Annotated in this window: 11 protein-coding genes and 2 pseudogenes; 8 read left to right on the top strand and 5 right to left on the bottom strand. The window is 68.1% G+C overall.

Annotated features, from left to right (window positions below):
* Positions 1 to 204 precede the first annotated feature (204 nt).
* Genes ACLQI9_RS09685 through ACLQI9_RS09675 form a run of 3 tightly spaced genes read right to left on the bottom strand, consistent with a single transcriptional unit; the run spans position 205 to position 5,935 of the window.
* Positions 205 to 1,116, bottom strand: coding sequence for an ROK family protein (locus tag ACLQI9_RS09685; RefSeq protein ID WP_442378304.1), 912 nt, complete (start codon positions 1,114 to 1,116; stop codon positions 205 to 207).
* Positions 1,117 to 1,124: 8 nt separating this feature from the next.
* A complete protein-coding gene (locus tag ACLQI9_RS09680; RefSeq protein WP_442378303.1) occupies positions 1,125 to 1,733 on the bottom strand; it encodes a DUF7158 domain-containing protein in 609 nt (202 codons plus the stop codon).
* Positions 1,730 to 5,935, bottom strand: a complete 4,206-nt coding sequence (locus ACLQI9_RS09675; protein WP_442378302.1) for an NEW3 domain-containing protein — start codon at positions 5,933 to 5,935, stop codon at positions 1,730 to 1,732. The genes ACLQI9_RS09680 and ACLQI9_RS09675 overlap by 4 nt, the downstream gene beginning before the upstream one ends.
* Positions 5,936 to 6,032: 97 nt before the next feature.
* Between ACLQI9_RS09675 and ACLQI9_RS09670 the strand changes: the two genes are divergently transcribed.
* The 8 genes from ACLQI9_RS09670 to ACLQI9_RS09635 all read left to right on the top strand — a co-directional run bounded on the left by ACLQI9_RS09670 (position 6,033) and on the right by ACLQI9_RS09635 (position 13,945).
* On the top strand, positions 6,033 to 6,632 hold the full coding sequence (locus ACLQI9_RS09670) for a DinB family protein (protein ID WP_442378306.1): 600 nt from the start codon (positions 6,033 to 6,035) through the stop codon (positions 6,630 to 6,632).
* Positions 6,619 to 7,542: an alpha/beta fold hydrolase gene (locus ACLQI9_RS09665; RefSeq protein ID WP_442378301.1), complete on the top strand. Its 924-nt coding sequence runs from the start codon at positions 6,619 to 6,621 to the stop codon at positions 7,540 to 7,542. The genes ACLQI9_RS09670 and ACLQI9_RS09665 overlap by 14 nt, the downstream gene beginning before the upstream one ends.
* Positions 7,543 to 7,594: 52 nt before the next feature.
* A complete protein-coding gene (locus ACLQI9_RS09660; RefSeq protein ID WP_442391567.1) occupies positions 7,595 to 8,941 on the top strand; it encodes an ABC1 kinase family protein in 1,347 nt (448 codons plus the stop codon).
* Between the two features lie 15 nt (positions 8,942 to 8,956).
* Positions 8,957 to 9,859 (top strand): alpha/beta fold hydrolase, encoded by a 903-nt coding sequence (locus tag ACLQI9_RS09655; RefSeq protein WP_442378299.1) that lies wholly within the window; start codon positions 8,957 to 8,959, stop codon positions 9,857 to 9,859.
* A gap of 133 nt (positions 9,860 to 9,992) precedes the next feature.
* Positions 9,993 to 10,856, top strand: a complete 864-nt coding sequence (locus ACLQI9_RS09650) for a cyclopropane mycolic acid synthase family methyltransferase (protein WP_442378305.1) — start codon at positions 9,993 to 9,995, stop codon at positions 10,854 to 10,856.
* A 156-nt stretch (positions 10,857 to 11,012) separates the two neighbouring features.
* A complete protein-coding gene (gene mmaA4, locus ACLQI9_RS09645) occupies positions 11,013 to 11,909 on the top strand; it encodes a hydroxymycolate synthase MmaA4 (protein WP_442378298.1) in 897 nt (298 codons plus the stop codon).
* Between the two features lie 107 nt (positions 11,910 to 12,016).
* The gene (locus ACLQI9_RS09640; RefSeq protein WP_442378297.1) at positions 12,017 to 12,715 is read left to right on the top strand and encodes a YciI family protein; all 699 of its coding nucleotides are present in this window, start codon (positions 12,017 to 12,019) and stop codon (positions 12,713 to 12,715) included.
* 3 nt (positions 12,716 to 12,718) lie between these two features.
* Entirely contained in the window at positions 12,719 to 13,945 is a 1,227-nt protein-coding gene (locus ACLQI9_RS09635; RefSeq protein ID WP_442378296.1) for an RNA polymerase sigma factor, read from the top strand.
* Positions 13,946 to 14,025: 80 nt separating this feature from the next.
* Here the strand turns inward: ACLQI9_RS09635 and ACLQI9_RS09630 are convergent.
* A pseudogene (locus ACLQI9_RS09630) lies at positions 14,026 to 14,416 on the bottom strand (hypothetical protein).
* Positions 14,417 to 14,502: 86 nt separating this feature from the next.
* Positions 14,503 to 14,592 (bottom strand): annotated as a pseudogene (locus ACLQI9_RS09625) (50S ribosomal protein L11); the annotation flags it as partial.
* Positions 14,593 to 14,879 lie beyond the last annotated feature (287 nt).

Genomic DNA, 14,879 nt, shown 5'->3' with positions numbered 1-14,879 from the left:
CTTACCCGCCCGCCGATAGCGAACCGCGATCGCCCTCGTCACGGCACTGCGCTGCGCCAACGTCAACCCCATCATCCGGCGGTAGCCCAGCCCCACCCCACAGGCCCCCAACGACACGCCGTACGCGAGCATTCACACATGAGGCAACGAAGGAGCTACGCGGGCATATTTGATGAGTCAACGCGTATGGATCTGCCGAGTGACTCAAGTGACAGATGCGACAAGTGCTGCCGCGCCGATCAATCCGGCGTCGCCGCCGAGCGCTGCCGGTACCACCCGCAGGCCGCGGATGAATTCCAGACGCGCGTAGCCGGCCAATGCCTCGTGTAGCGGGTCGAATAGCGTCCGCCCCGACTTGGCCACTCCGCCGCCGATGACAACAAGATCCAGGTCGCACACCGCCGCGACCGAGGCGATCATCGCGGCCAGCGCGGTGGCTCCGCGGCGAAATGCCCGCACCGCCACCGCGTCACCGTTGGCGGCCGCTTCGGCCAGCGCCGCCGCGTCGGCCCCGGGCGGCGCCGCCCAACCGTTGGCCACCGCCCACCGCGTCATCCACGGTCCGGCCGCGATCGTCTCCACGCAGCCGTGGCCGCCGCAGGAGCACGGCTGTCCGTCCAGTTCGACCACGACGTGACCGACATGTCCAGCATTGCCGGTCCGCCCGTGATACGGCGCCCCGTCGAGCACCAGCCCACCGCCCACCCCGGTGGAGACCACCATGCCGAGCAGGAAGTCGACGCCGCGCCCGGCGCCGCGCCAGTGCTCGCCGAGCGCCATGCACACCCCGTCGCCGGCCAGCCGCACCGGCACGCCCGGCACCGCGGCCGCAACCCGGTCCCGCAGCGGAAAGCCACGCCAGGAGGGGATGTTGATCGGGCTGACGGTTCCCGTGGCCAGGTCGATGGGGCCGGCCGACGCGATACCGACCGCGCAGACACCACCCCCGGCGGTTTGTATCGCGTCGGCGATCATCCGGCGAGTCAAAGACCAAACCTCTTCTGCGCCATGGTTCTTCGGCGTCGGCCGGGTAGCGGCCTGCACCAGCTTTCCGGACGAGTCAACGAGGCCGGCGGCGATCTTGGTGCCGCCGATGTCGAGGGTCAGGGTGAGCATGCGGGGCTTCAGTGCCGGTGGGTGTTGTCGGGTTGACGCGGGTCGCCGGGGTGCTCGTATCCGGGTGCCAGCCGCACCAGGTCAGCCCGGCGTTCGTCGAGCCATACCCGGAAGGCTCGGCGCCGCGCCGCCGCCCGCAGGTGGTCGGCGATCGCGGCGCGCACCTGGTGCAGCGGCGGGGCGGCGACGGCCGGGCCACGCCAGCCGTGGCGGTCGGGGCTCGTCGCGGCGAACCGCAGTGGGTTTCGGGCGTGGTAGCCGGCCACGTCGTCGTCGCTGACGTCGACCGCGGCGGTGACGCGGGCGAACACTGCGCGCGCTGAAGGCTCCGCCAGCGCCGCCGCGGCGATGCTGCCGATCTCCAGCCGGGCCGTGGTGTCGGGCAGCAGCTCAGCCTCGCTCGGCGCGTTCCGCGCGGTCACGCCCAGCGCAGCGGCCTCGGCGGCGACTACCCGCTCGGTCACGATCAGTTGGGTCAGCCAGCGACGCAGCTGCCTGCCTTCACTGGTACCGGCCGCCGGCAGCGCAGCCGCCAGCGGGCCGTCGCGCAGCCGCGCTTCGCGCGCGTCGACCTCGTCCATCGGGACCGCAACACCGCCGACCGTCGCGACATTCATCGGACCGTCACCTTCACCGCGGGTGAGTACACCAGCCGGCCGGCGCAACCGACCCGGACCAGCGCCCACCACTGGCCGGGTTCCACCCAGGCCGGCGGGTTCACATCGAACCCGAGCTCGACCGTGCCGCCGGCCGGCAGCTCCGCGCCCCGCGTCGCCGGGCCGATCCACTCCCAGGTCCCCCACGGGCTGATCAGATGGGCCTCCAGACTCAGGTCGGCGCACGCGTCGGTGCCGATAGTGACGGCCAGACGAGCTGAGTCGCCCGCGGCCACCTCGACGTCAGTCGGCCCGTCGACCAGGTACACCGCTCGGCCGTCGTCAGCGCCTCCGACCGAGACCATGCACACGTCTTCGACGACCTGACGCCAGGCGGTTGGGACAGAGCTCTTAGAGGCGCCGGTCACCTGCAGCTGCGCCCGCACCGGATACAGCCCCGGATCGGCACCCGAAGGCACCTTCAGCGTCAGGTCGGCCTCCAGGTGTTGGCCGGGCCGCAGGGTGAATGGCAGCGTGGCCGGGCTGGCCGACCAGCCGGGCGGACACACCAGCGCGACGGCGCCGGCCAGCGGTGCGTCGCAGCTGTCGCTGGCCGCGGTCAACCGCAGCGTCACGTCGGCGCCCGCGGTGGCGGTGAGCCGATGCGGATGCAGGTGGGCCACCGCGGGTAGCCCGCCGAGCGGGGCCGGCCCGCGGTTGTGCAGCCAGTACCGCGCGTACAGCGGCTGGCAGTTCTCGGCCTGCGGAGCCAACTCGGTGTCCCCGCCGTCCAGCAGCTTGGGCAGCTCGAGTCGCGCCAACGCGGTGCCGATCTGGTAGCCGTGCAGCGCGGTGAGCGGGTGGCTGCCCGATCTGAGCCGCGGCTGCTCCAGCAGGTCGGCCGGATGTAGCTCGGACACCGTGCCGAGCGGCGAGCGCACGGCGACATCGGTGTCGCCGCCGCGGGTTTCGACCAGCCGGATGGCCACTCGGCCGGGGTCGACGGGTTGGGCGCTGCCGTGTGCCAGCGGGTTACCCGCCGCCTTGAGCGCACCCAAGTGCACCGCGCCGGCCGGGTCGACCTGCAGCAGCGAACCGGTCGCGGGCAGCCCGCCAACTCGCCCGGGCGCCGTCACGGCCAGCAGCGGGTGGGAGAAATCCGCGCTGCGGGCTGGGATCTCGGCGTGGCGCCAGTCGCCGGCGCCGCAGACCAGCGCGTAGTCGAAAACATGCGTCCAGTGCTGCAGCTGGAAGTTCGAGCCGTCGGGCGCGGTGCGGCGCGGCTCGTCGATCCACACACCGGACGGCCAGCCGGTGCAGGACCGCATCAGCGCGGTGTGCAGGGTGCCGTCGGTTTCGACGGCGAAGCTGGGCACCCCGCGGTTGAGCAGCGCGACGGTAAAGGGCTCGAAGCGCTGCAGGCCCGACGGTGCCTGCTGCCTGACGACGATCTCGGCGTCGACCAGGTCGTCGGCTACCGATGCGATCGCGGGCCCGAGGCCGGCGTCGTCGCGGCTGGCGATCACCAGCACCGGCAGCGCTCGCGGATCCCGCAGGTCCGCACTGGGAACCCAACCGGCCGCCAACGGCGCCGCAGCAGGCACCCAGACCCTGGCCCGGCCGGTGTCGGCGAGCTGCCGCTCGACCTCGACGGTGTAGGCCGGATCGGCGGCGGCCAGCACCGCCTTGGTGAACGCGTTCTGGCCCGGTCCGCCCAACGCGATGCGGGCGTCCGGCAAGTTGGAGTCGACGCCGAGGCGGCCGTACCGCGGCTTGTCGGCACTGCTGCAGGTCGCCGTCACCCCCGCCCGCACCAGCGCGACCACAAGGTCGCGCGCCAGCGGGCCGCTCATCGGCTCGATCGGCGCGACCACCTCGGCCACCGACACCGCACGCACACCGTCTCCGACGCGCACCCGGGCCGCCGAGGACAGCCCGAACCAGCCGTAGGCGGGGTTGTCCAGCGTCCACGGGTGGTCCGCGGTGTCCACCGACCCAGATTCGTTGTGCAGCAATGCGAAACCGCGCCCGACGACGGCGTCGCCGACCTCGCTGACCGGCATGGCGCCCGGCAGCGGGCACGGCCAGCCCAGTCGCAGCAGCTGGTCGGCGTCGGTGAAGTCGTCGATCGTGGTGGCGCAGTCCACCCGGTCAACGCCGTGCCACAGCGTCAGAGTCTGCGTGTAGCTCAGCAGCTCAGCGATTCGGCCCTGCACCACCAGCCGCTGGCCCAGCGCGCTGTGGTAAGCCCGTACCTCCGCTGACGTTTCCGACGAGCTGACCATCGGCCCCTTGGGCAGCAAGTGCCATGGGCCCTCGCCGCCGGTCGGATGCGCTGGGTATTCCTCGTAGACGGCCAACTCGTTGCCGACTCGGTTCTCGGCGGTCAGCTGCCGGCCGCCGTGCACCAGCGACGACACTCCACCGCCGCGGGCCGGGTCGACAACCAGCAGGTAGTGCTCGTTCGTAATCTGATTGCCGCGCAACGGTTTCCAGGTCGTCGAAGTGTCGCCGGCGACCAGCCGGTAGGCCCGCCAACCCAGCGAGGGCACGTCATGCGCCAGCCAGCTGACCGATCGTCCGTCGTGCTCGACAAGCGCGGGCAGCTCGGCGCCGTCGTGGTCCAGCACCCGCACCCCGGTGCCGACCGGAACCTGGAGCCGGACGGTGACGACATCGGTCCGGTTGTGCGCCAATGGATTCCACACCACCGTGTTTACAGGACCGTCCCCGTCCACCGCACTGGACAGCAGGGCCAGCGAGTTGTCTCTGGCCGCGCGGCCGAGCTCCCACGCGTCGCGCCAGCCGGTCAGCAGGTCGAGGTAGACCTGGTCGGATTCCGAGCCGGTGATCGCGTCGTGGTGCGCGCCGTAGGCCAGCTGCACCCAGGCCTTGGCCAGCGCGGCCTGCGGGTAGTCGGCGCCGGCGAGCAGCCCCGCGAACACCGCGAACTTCTCGGCGTCCAAGACGGCGTTCTCGGCGGCCCGGTTCGCCTGTTTGGTGTCGATGAACGACACGTCCTTGCCGGTGTAGATCGGGTTCATGTCCCGGGTTTGCGGCGACGGGACCAGCGCACGGGTGTCCAGTTCGGCGCGGACGGCGGCGAAGAACTCGCTCGGCAGCGCGCACACGAACCGCGGCCAGGTGTAGCGCGAACCCCAATCCCGGTGAATCTCGGTGACCCACTTGTTCGGCGGGGTGTAGTCGGTGCCGACCGGCAGCAGCACGTTGCGGGTCAGCGCGACCTTCTTCAGCTCTTCGAACAGCTGGTAGGCGGCCTGCTCGGCTTCGCCGACCGAGGTCGACTCGTCCATCCACCAGCCCGCCGAGTAGTGCGCGGGCATGTAATGGGTGAGCAGGCCCCGTCCCGATGGCGCGATCCACTCGAACTCGCTGCAGAACTGCATGCCCGCGACGCCGCCCTCATTGTGCATCGGGCCCCACTGGTGGTGCGGTCCGCGAGCCCACGAACTCGACGTCAGCCCGGCGTCGGCGGCCATACCCGGAAACTGCGGATCGTGGCCGAAAACGTCCAGCTGCCATGCGGTCGCCGGGTTGCCGCCGAGCACGTCGCGCTGAAACCCTATGCCTTGCACCAGGTTTCGGATCGTTGTCTCGGGGCTGGTGAGGTTGGTGTTGGGCTCGTTGTAGGTGCCGCCCATGATCTCCACCCGGCCCTCGGCGATCAGCCGCCGCAGGTCGGCGCGGTCTTCGGGGTGGGTGTCCCAGTACGGCTTGAGGTAGTCGACTTCGGCGAGCACGAACTTGTATTCGGGTTCGCGGCGGGCCATCTCCAGATGCGCGTGAACCAGCTCGAAACCGTTGGTCTGCCGGGCCTTTCCGGGCGGGTCCTCGGTCCACAGGCTGGTGTAGCCGCCTTGGGTGTTCCACCACACCGGGTCGTAGTGGAAGTGGCTGATCATGAACATCGTCCACCCGGGCTCGGCGACGGTGAAAGCAAACGGTGTTGCGGTCCCCGCGACGTGCACCTGGGCGGTCCGTCGTTGGCCGATAACCGGGTGCTCGACAGCAACGGGCACCTCGACAGTGCACTGCCCGACGACATGCCCGATTTGGGCCAGCGTCTCCCCGCTAAGGCCATCGCCGTCTACCCGAACCAGTGTGGGCTTCGTGCCGCCGCTGACGGTCACCCGCGCCAGCTGCAGCGGCGCGTCGGGCGGCCCGACGAAAAATTCCGTCGACTCTGCCGAGATCACCCGCATTCCCGCACCCTACGGCCGGAACAGGCGCCGCGCGGCGTCACTGGCGCGGCGTTTTTCGGCTTGGTATGACGGGTTCATGCCCGCTCTCGCCTCGCCCGTGACCGATGAACGTAGCGCCCTGCGCGAGTACCTGGCCTTTCACCAGAGCGCGTTCTTCGCGGTGGCCTATGGCCTCACCGACGAACAGGCTCGCTCACGGCCAACGGTCAGCGCATTGTCAATCGGCGGGCTGATCAAGCACGCCACCGGTATGCAGCGCAGCTGGATGGCCCGGGTCGCCGCGGCGCCGAACGCCCCGCCGCGGGACACCCGCCCGTTCGAAGAGATCTCCAGGGACTTCGCCGACCAGCACGTGATGCGGCCCGACGAGACGCTGGCCGACCTGCTGAGCGGTTACCGGGCCCAGAACGCCGCATCGCTGCATCTGGTGGACACCGCCGACCTGGACGCCGTCGTCCCGGTCCCCCACGACATTCCTTGGTTCCCGAAGAATCTCGAGGCGTGGTCGGTGCGATGGGTGATCCTGCATGTGATCAACGAGCTGGCCCGGCACTCCGGGCATGCCGACATCATCAGGGAGAGCATCGACGGCGCCACCATGTACGAGCTCCTCGCCGGTCTGGAGGGCTGGGAGATCGCGGGCTGGGTAACGCCCTGGAAGCCTCAGCAAGAACCGACGAAGAATGCTGACTCGTAGCGGCCTCGCCCGCCGCGACACGGCGCAGGGTGCCGTCGAGCTCTATTACGAAGACCTCGGCGACCCGGCCGGCCCGCCGGTGCTGCTGATCATGGGGCTCGGCGCCCAGCTGCCGATGTGGCCGGACGGCTTCTGCGCTCAGCTCGTCGACGCGGGGTATCGGGTGATCCGGTTCGACCACCGCGACACCGGGCTGTCGGCCAAGATGCACGGGATGCGGGCCGAGGGCGCGGTCTATCGGCGGGTATGGCGCTATCTGCTGGGCCGCGCCAGCCCGGTGCCCTACACGCTGCTCGACATGACGCGCGATGTGGTCGCGCTGCTCGATCACCTCGGCAACGCCCGGGCACACGTCGTCGGCGCCTCGATGGGCGGGATGATCGCCCAGATCCTGGCCGGCACCGAACCGCAGCGGGTGGCATCGCTGGGCATCATCATGTCCACCACTGGCAAACCGTTCTCCCGGTTGCCGGCGTGGCGAGTGATCCGGCTGGCGTTCGGCGGTCCCGGCGACAACGCCTCCGACGAGGACAAACTGGCCTTCGAGGTACGCAATGTCGCGGTGTTCAACGGCCCCAACTTCTTGCCGCCCGAGGCTGAGCTCCGCGAGCGCGTCCGGCAGCTCGCCGAGCGGTCCAGCTATCCGCCCGGCATGCTGCGCCAGTTCGACGCCGTGCTGGGCACCGGCAGCCTGCTGGCCTACAGCAAGGCGATCACCGCGCCGACGGTGGTGCTGCACGGTTCGCGCGACCCCATGGTGCGGCCGCGCAACGGCCGCGGGGTCGCCGCGGCCATCCCGGGCGCCCGGTTCGTCGTCGTCGACGGCATGGGCCACGACCTCCCCGAACCGGTGTGGCGCCCGATCGTCGAAACCCTCACCGAGAACTTTGCCCGCGCCCGCGCCCGGTGAGCGGGCTCACAGGAATTGGGACTTGACACCACCGGTTTGGCAGACTGCACAAATGAGTTCCAACAACCACCGCGAGGTAGCCAGGCTTGATCGGGTGCCGTTGCCGGTCGAGGCGGCCCGCATCGGCGTGACCGGTTGGCAGCTCACCCGCACCGCCGCGCGGGTCATCACCAAGCTGCCGACCAAGGGTCCGATGCAGCAAAAGGTGATCAAGCAGATCCCTCAGACCTTCTCCGACCTGGGCCCCACCTACGTCAAATTCGGGCAGATCATCGCGTCCAGCCCGGGCGCATTCGGCGAACAGCTGTCGCGTGAATTCCGCGGCCTGCTCGACAGCGTGCCACCGGCAGACAAAGACCAGGTGCACAAGCTGTTCGCCGACGAGCTCGGCGCCGACCCGTCGGAGCTGTTCGCCAGCTTCGACGAAGAGCCGTTCGCGTCCGCGTCCATCGCCCAGGTGCACTACGCGACCCTGAAGACCGGCGAGGACGTCGTCGTCAAAATCCAGCGGCCGGGCATCCGTCGCAGGGTGGCCGCCGACCTGCAGATCCTCAAGCGCTTCGCGCAGACCGTGGAGCTGGCCAAACTGGGCCGCCGGCTGTCCGCCCAAGACGTCGTCGCCGACTTCGCCGACAACCTGGCCGAGGAGCTGGACTTCCGCCTCGAGGCGCAGTCGATGGACGCCTGGATCTCCCACCTGCACGCGTCACCACTGGGCAAGAACATCCGGGTGCCGGAGGTGCACTGGAAGTTCACTACCGAGCGGGTGCTGACCATGGAACGGGTGCAAGGCATCCGCATCGACAACGTCGCCGAAATCCGCAAGGCCGGGTTCGACGGCACCGAGCTGGTCAAAGCGCTGGTGTTCTCCCTGTTCGAGGGCGGGCTGCGGCACGGCCTGTTCCACGGCGACCTGCACGCCGGCAACCTGTACGTCGACGACGAGGGCCGCATCGTGTTCTTCGACTTCGGCATCATGGGCCGCATCGATCCGCGCACCCGCTGGCTGCTGCGCGAACTGGTCTACGCGCTGCTGGTCAAGAAGGACCACGCCGCGGCCGGCAAGATCGTCGTGTTGATGGGCGCCGTCGGCACCATGAAGCCCGAAGCCCAAGCCGCCAAGGACCTGGAGAAGTTCGCCACCCCGCTGACCATGCAGTCGCTGGGCGACATGTCCTACGCCGACATCGGAAAGCAGCTCTCGACGCTGGCCGACGCCTACGACGTCAAGCTGCCACGCGAGCTGGTGCTGATCGGTAAGCAGTTCCTCTACGTCGAGCGGTATATGAAGCTGCTGGCGCCGAGCTGGCAGATGATGTCCGACCCGCAGCTCACCGGGTACTTCGCCAACTTCATGGTCGAGGTCAGCCGCGAGCACCAATCCGACGCTGAGGTTTAGGGAGGTCTGGCCCCTGTGGAAATCCGAAGCGGCACAACACGTTCCGGCGACCTGGATATTTACTACGAGGACATGGGCGACCCGAACGACCCGGCTGTGCTGTTGATCATGGGGCTGGGCTCGCAGCTGCTGCTGTGGCGCGACGGGTTCTGCGACAAGCTGGTCGCAGAAGGCCTGCGGGTGATCCGCTACGACAACCGTGATGTCGGCCTGTCCGGAAAGACGAAGCGGGGGCATTCCGAGGGGCCGCTGATCCCGCGGATGCTCAAGTTCTGGGTGGGGATGCCCGGCAAGGCCGACTACACGCTCGAGGACATGGCCGACGACGGGGCCGCGGTGCTCGATCACCTTGGGATCGACCGGGCGCACATCGTCGGCGCCTCGATGGGCGGCATGATCGCCCAGGTCTTCGCCGCACGGTTACACGCGCGGACGCGGTCACTCGCGGTGATCTTCTCCAGCAACAACCAGCCGTTCTTGCCGCCGCCGGCCCCCCGCGCCCTGTTCGCGGTCCTCAACGGCCCGCCGCCGGGTTCGCCGCTCGACGTGATCGCCGACAACGCCGTGCGGGTCTGGGGAATCATCGGCAGTCCCCGCTATCCGGCGCCCCAACAGCGGATCCGCGCCGAAACGATCGAGGCCTACGAACGCTGCTACTACCCGTGGGGCGTCGCCCGGCATTTCGGCGCGATCATCGCCAGCGGCAGCCTGCTCCGCTACGACCGGCAGATCACCACGCCCACCGTGGTCCTGCACGGCCGCGCCGACAAGTTGCAGCGGCCGTTCGGCGGCCGGGCGGTTGCCCGCGCGGTCCGGGGCGCCCGTCTGGTCTTGATCGACGGCATGGGCCACGACCTGCCCGAGCAGCTGTGGGATCGCATCACCGGCGAGCTGACGGCCACGTTTGCCCAGGGCTGACCACCCGGCCGCGGGCTGTCCGATTGGGTCTGACCAGGTCGATCGATTACCATGGCTGGCGGATGACGGGGGGGCGGATAGTCACACTCGATCTGGGGTGGACACCGTGAAAACCAGAAAGGCGCACGCCAGCATGGCGGGAAAACTCAGGCCGCATTTCGAGGACGTCCAGGCCCACTACGACCTGTCTGACGACTTCTTCCGGCTCTTCCTCGACCCGAGCCAGACCTACAGCTGCGCCTACTTCGAGCGTGACGACATGACGCTGCAAGAGGCTCAGCAGGCCAAAGTCGACCTGGCGCTGGGCAAGTTGGGCCTGCAGCCGGGGATGACGCTGCTCGACGTGGGCTGCGGCTGGGGCAGCACGATGCGCCGCGCGATCGAGAAGTACGACGTGAACGTCGTCGGCCTGACCCTGAGCAAGAACCAGGCCGCGCACGTGCAGAAGATGTTCGACGAGCTGGACAGCCCGCGGACCAAGCGGATCCTGCTGGAGGGCTGGGAGCAGTTCGACGAGCCGGTGGACCGGATCGTGTCGATCGGCGCGTTCGAGCACTTCGGCCACGACCGCTACGACGACTTCTTCAAAATGGCCTACGAAGCCCTGCCCGACGACGGGGTGATGTTGCTCCACACGATCACCGGCCTGACCCCCACGCAGATGACTGAACGCGGCATGCCGCTTACCTTCGAGCTGGCCCGGTTCATGAAGTTCATCGTCACCGAGATCTTCCCGGGCGGCCGGTTGCCGTCGATCGAGAAGGTGGAGGATCACTCGTCAAAGGCCGGCTTCACGCTGACCCGCAGGCAGTCGCTGCAGCCGCACTACGCCAAGACCCTCGACCACTGGGCCGCGGCGTTGGAGGCGCGCAAGAGCGAAGCCATTGAGATGCAGTCCGAAGAGGTCTACGAGCGTTACATGCACTATTTGACCGGATGCGCCAAGGGATTCCGGGTCGGATACATCGACGTCAACCAATTCACACTGGAGAAATAGCCTCCAGCCGAGCTAAAGAAAACCAGGGAGGTCTGTCCAAGTATTTGGACGTATGCCGGGTATTGTGCTTGCACTACGCGATAACGTGCACAGTCGGCGAGCACGCCACTCGGTTGAGGCAAGACCCCAAGCACTAGGAAGGGCGACAAAACGCTGATGCCTGACAAGCCAGCCACTCCGACGAAGATGCGGGTGCACTTCGAGGACATCCAGGCGCACTACGACCTCTCCGACGATTTCTTCGGCCTGTTCCAGGACCCAACTCGGACCTACAGCTGCGCCTACTTCGAGCCACCCGACCTCACACTCGAGCAAGCCCAGATCGCCAAAGTCGACCTGAACCTGGACCAGCTGGACCTGCAGCCCGGCATGACGCTGCTGGACGTCGGCTGCGGTTGGGGCGAGACCATGAAACGCGCGATCGAGAAATACGACGTCAACGTCATCGGCCTGACCCTGTCGAAGAACCAGCGCGCCCACTCCCAGCAGCTACTGGACAGCATCGACACCAACCGCTCACATCAGGTCCTGCTGTACGGCTGGGAGGAATTCAGCGACCCGGTCGACCGGATTGTCTCGATCGAGGCCTTCGAGCACTTCGGCTTCGAGCGTTACGACCACTTCTTCAAGAACTGTTTCAACATCATGCCCGACGACGGGCGGATGACCGTGCAGAGCAGCGTCACCTATCACCCCTACGACCTGAACGCGCGCGGCAAGAAGCTGACCTTCGAGACGGCGCGGTTCATCAAGTTCATCCTCACCGAGATCTTCCCGGGCGGTCGCCTGCCGTCCACCGACATGATGGTGGCGCACGGGGAGAAGGGCGGCTTCGTCGTTCCCGAGGTGCTTTCGCTGCGGCCGCACTACATCAAGACGCTGCGGATCTGGGGCGATGCGCTGGAGGCCAACAAAGACAAGGCCATCGAGATCACCTCCGAAGAGGTCTACGAGCGCTACATGAAGTACCTTCGCGGCGCCGAGTACTACTTCAACGACGACATGCTGGACGTCAGTCTGGTCACCTACCTCAAGCCCGGCGCCGCGGCTTGATCTTTTTCCGCATTTCCTAGCGCCTGCTGTCGGATTGTGGCTGCGCCGTTCGTCGGACAGGTAGAGAGTGGAACACAGGGTTCCGCTCACTACCGGAGGTGAACACAATGCAGTACTTAGCTTTGTTGATCAGCCAGGAGCGCGACCTCACGCCCGACCAGGGGGCCACCGAGATGGCGGCCTACCAGAATTTCCACGCCAAAGCGGCGTCGGCGATCCGCGGCGGTGACGCGCTGTTGCCCGCGGCGACCGGTGTGCGCATCTCCGGCGGCCCGGACGCGCCGACGATCACCGACGGCCCGTTCGCCGAGGCCGCCGAGGTCGCCGGCGGCTATTACGTGTTCGAAGCCGAAAACCTCGACGACGCATTGGCGTTGGCCCGCGATATTCCTGCCGCCAAATACGGCGCCATCGAAGTTCGGCCGATCTACCACACCGTCGATCCCGATTGGTCGCGCTCCGACGGCCAGTGGCTTGCGCTGCTGCTGGAGCCACCGGCATCGGCCAATGTCCCCGGCACGCCGGAGTGGGAGGCGGAAGCAGCGCGGCACGGTGAATTCGCCTCTGTCGCAGGCGATCACATCGTCGGCGGGGCCGCATTGCACGAGCCGGCGACGGCGACCACGGTGCGCGTCCGCGACGGCGAGGTGCTGTTGACCGACGGGCCCTACCCGGAAGCAGCCGAGATCGCCACCGGCTTCTATGTGCTGACCGCCGGCGACCGCGACGAGGCGGTCAAGCTGGCCGCGATGATCCCTGCCGGCGCGGTGCAGCTGCGCCAGTTGGCGGGAGTCTCCGGCCTGTAGAGCATGGCTGACCTGGACGGCGTCTTCCGGCGCGAGTGGGGCCCGGCCGTGGCCACGCTGGCCCGGTGGTCGGGCGATCTCAGCGTCGCCGAGGACGCCGTCCAGGAAGCCTTCGCCGAGGCGCTGCGGGTTTGGCCACGCGACGGCGTGCCGGACAACCCCGCCGCGTGGGTGCTGACTGTGGCACGCAACCGCGCCCGCGACCGGCTGCGCCGCGAATCGGTGCGTCCCGGAAAGGAATTGGCGGCTATGAAAGGGTACGTGGAGAACATCCGGGCGCGCACCGATCACGTCGAACCGCATCCCGTTCGCGATGACGAACTGCGGATGATGTTCACCTGCGCCCACCCGGCCCTCGACCGAGTATCGCAGCTCGCGCTGACCCTGCGGCTGGTTTCCGGGTTGACCGTGGCGGAGATCGCCCGCGCACTGCTGCAGACCGAAGCCGCGGTGGGCCAGCGAATCACCCGCGCCAAGAACAAGATCCGCCACGCCAATATCCCGCTGCGGGTGCCGCCCGCCGAGTTGCTCCCCGAACGCACACCGCATGTGCTCAGTTGCATCTACTCGGTGTTCACCGAAGGTTACTGGTCGACGGCGGGCCCGTCGGCGATTCGCGACGAGCTGTGCGACGAAGGGGTCCGACTGGCCGGCGAGTTGTGCACCCTGATGCCGACTGAACTGGAGGCGCACGCGCTGGCCGCCCTTGTGCTGCTGCATGATTCGCGACGGACAACCCGGGTCGACGCCGCTGGCGCGCTGGTGCCGCTCGAAGAGCAGGACCGTCGCCGCTGGCACCGCGGCCGGATCGCGCGCGGCCTCGATCGGCTGCGGGCGGCCCACGGTTCGACCGGCCCGTATCTGCCGCAGGCGGTGATCGCCGCAATGCACGCGACGGCGCCATCGTGGGAACAGACCGACTGGCGCGGTATCTGTGCGGCCTACGACACCCTGTTGGCGATGACCGATTCGCCGGTGGTGCGGGCGAATCGGGCTCTGGCGGTTGGTTTCCGCGACGGCCCGGACGCCGGACTGGCCGCGTTGGAGAAGGTGGCACATGATCCGCGGCTGGCGCGGTCCAACCTGGTCGCATCGGTGCGCGCCGACTTGCTGCGGCGGGCGGGGCGACGCGACGATGCCGTCACCTGGTATCGAACGGCGTTGGCGTCCAATGGTTCCGAGCCGGGCCGCGACTACCTGCGCCGCCGCATCGCCGAATGCGGCGGGTAGCCGCTAATGCCGAGCAGACGTAAAAGCTCCCGACACGCCGACCGAAAATGGGCTTTTGCGTCTGCTCGCGCGAGAAGACCTTACGCCTCGGCGAAGTTGCGGGTGATCGACGGGTCGACCGGGGTACCCGGGCCGGTGGTCGTCGACGCGGTGATCTTCTTCAGGTAGCAACCTTTCGACGACGACGGCTTGTGCCGCAGCACCTCGTCGATCGCCACGCCGTAGTTCTCCGCGAGCTGCTTCTCGTCGAACGACGCCTTTCCGATGACCATGCGGCAGGTTGATCGTGCCGCAGACCATCTGGTCGGCTTTGCGCGGATCAACACCGAGCCGGATAGCCACCTCCACGGTCGAGTCCTGTTTGGTCGACGACGTCTCCTTGGCCAGCTTACCCCCTTGCAGCGGCGTGTAGAGGTTGGAGCGGTCCGCCTTCTCGGCGGCGGCGCGATATGCCTTGCCATTCTTGCTCATTCGATAATCCAATCTGATGTTGGGTTGTGGTTGATGAAGCGGGCCGAAGCTGGCCCTCCCGCTCTTCTTCAATTGTCGGACGAAAACTATTCGACCGTGATCCCCATCGACCGGGCAGTGCCGGCGATGATCTTGGCGGCGGCGTCGATGTCGTTGGCGTTGAGGTCGGCCTTCTTGCCGAACGCTGGGTCCATTTGAGGACTACCAACCCCTCGACGACAGACGCTGGAACCGTCGGATCGGAGGTCACCTGAACCTCACCGATCCACAGACCTCCGATGTTGGTAACTGTCAAGCAGCCGCTGTCGTGAGTGGCTCAGCAGTCTCAGCAGTATCTGACGGGTATGCCTTGGTGCGGTCGTAGGGCTGGCCGGTGTGGAGGCAGTGGTAGAGCTGGCCAAGCATGCGGTTGTAGAGGTGGCGCAGTGCGGCGGGGTGATGGTCACCGCGCGCTCGGCGGGCC

Source organism: Mycobacterium sp. (assembly GCF_052143115.1).
Taxonomy (GTDB): Bacteria; Actinomycetota; Actinomycetes; order Mycobacteriales; family Mycobacteriaceae; genus Mycobacterium.
This window is presented reverse-complemented; position numbering and strand designations above follow the sequence as displayed.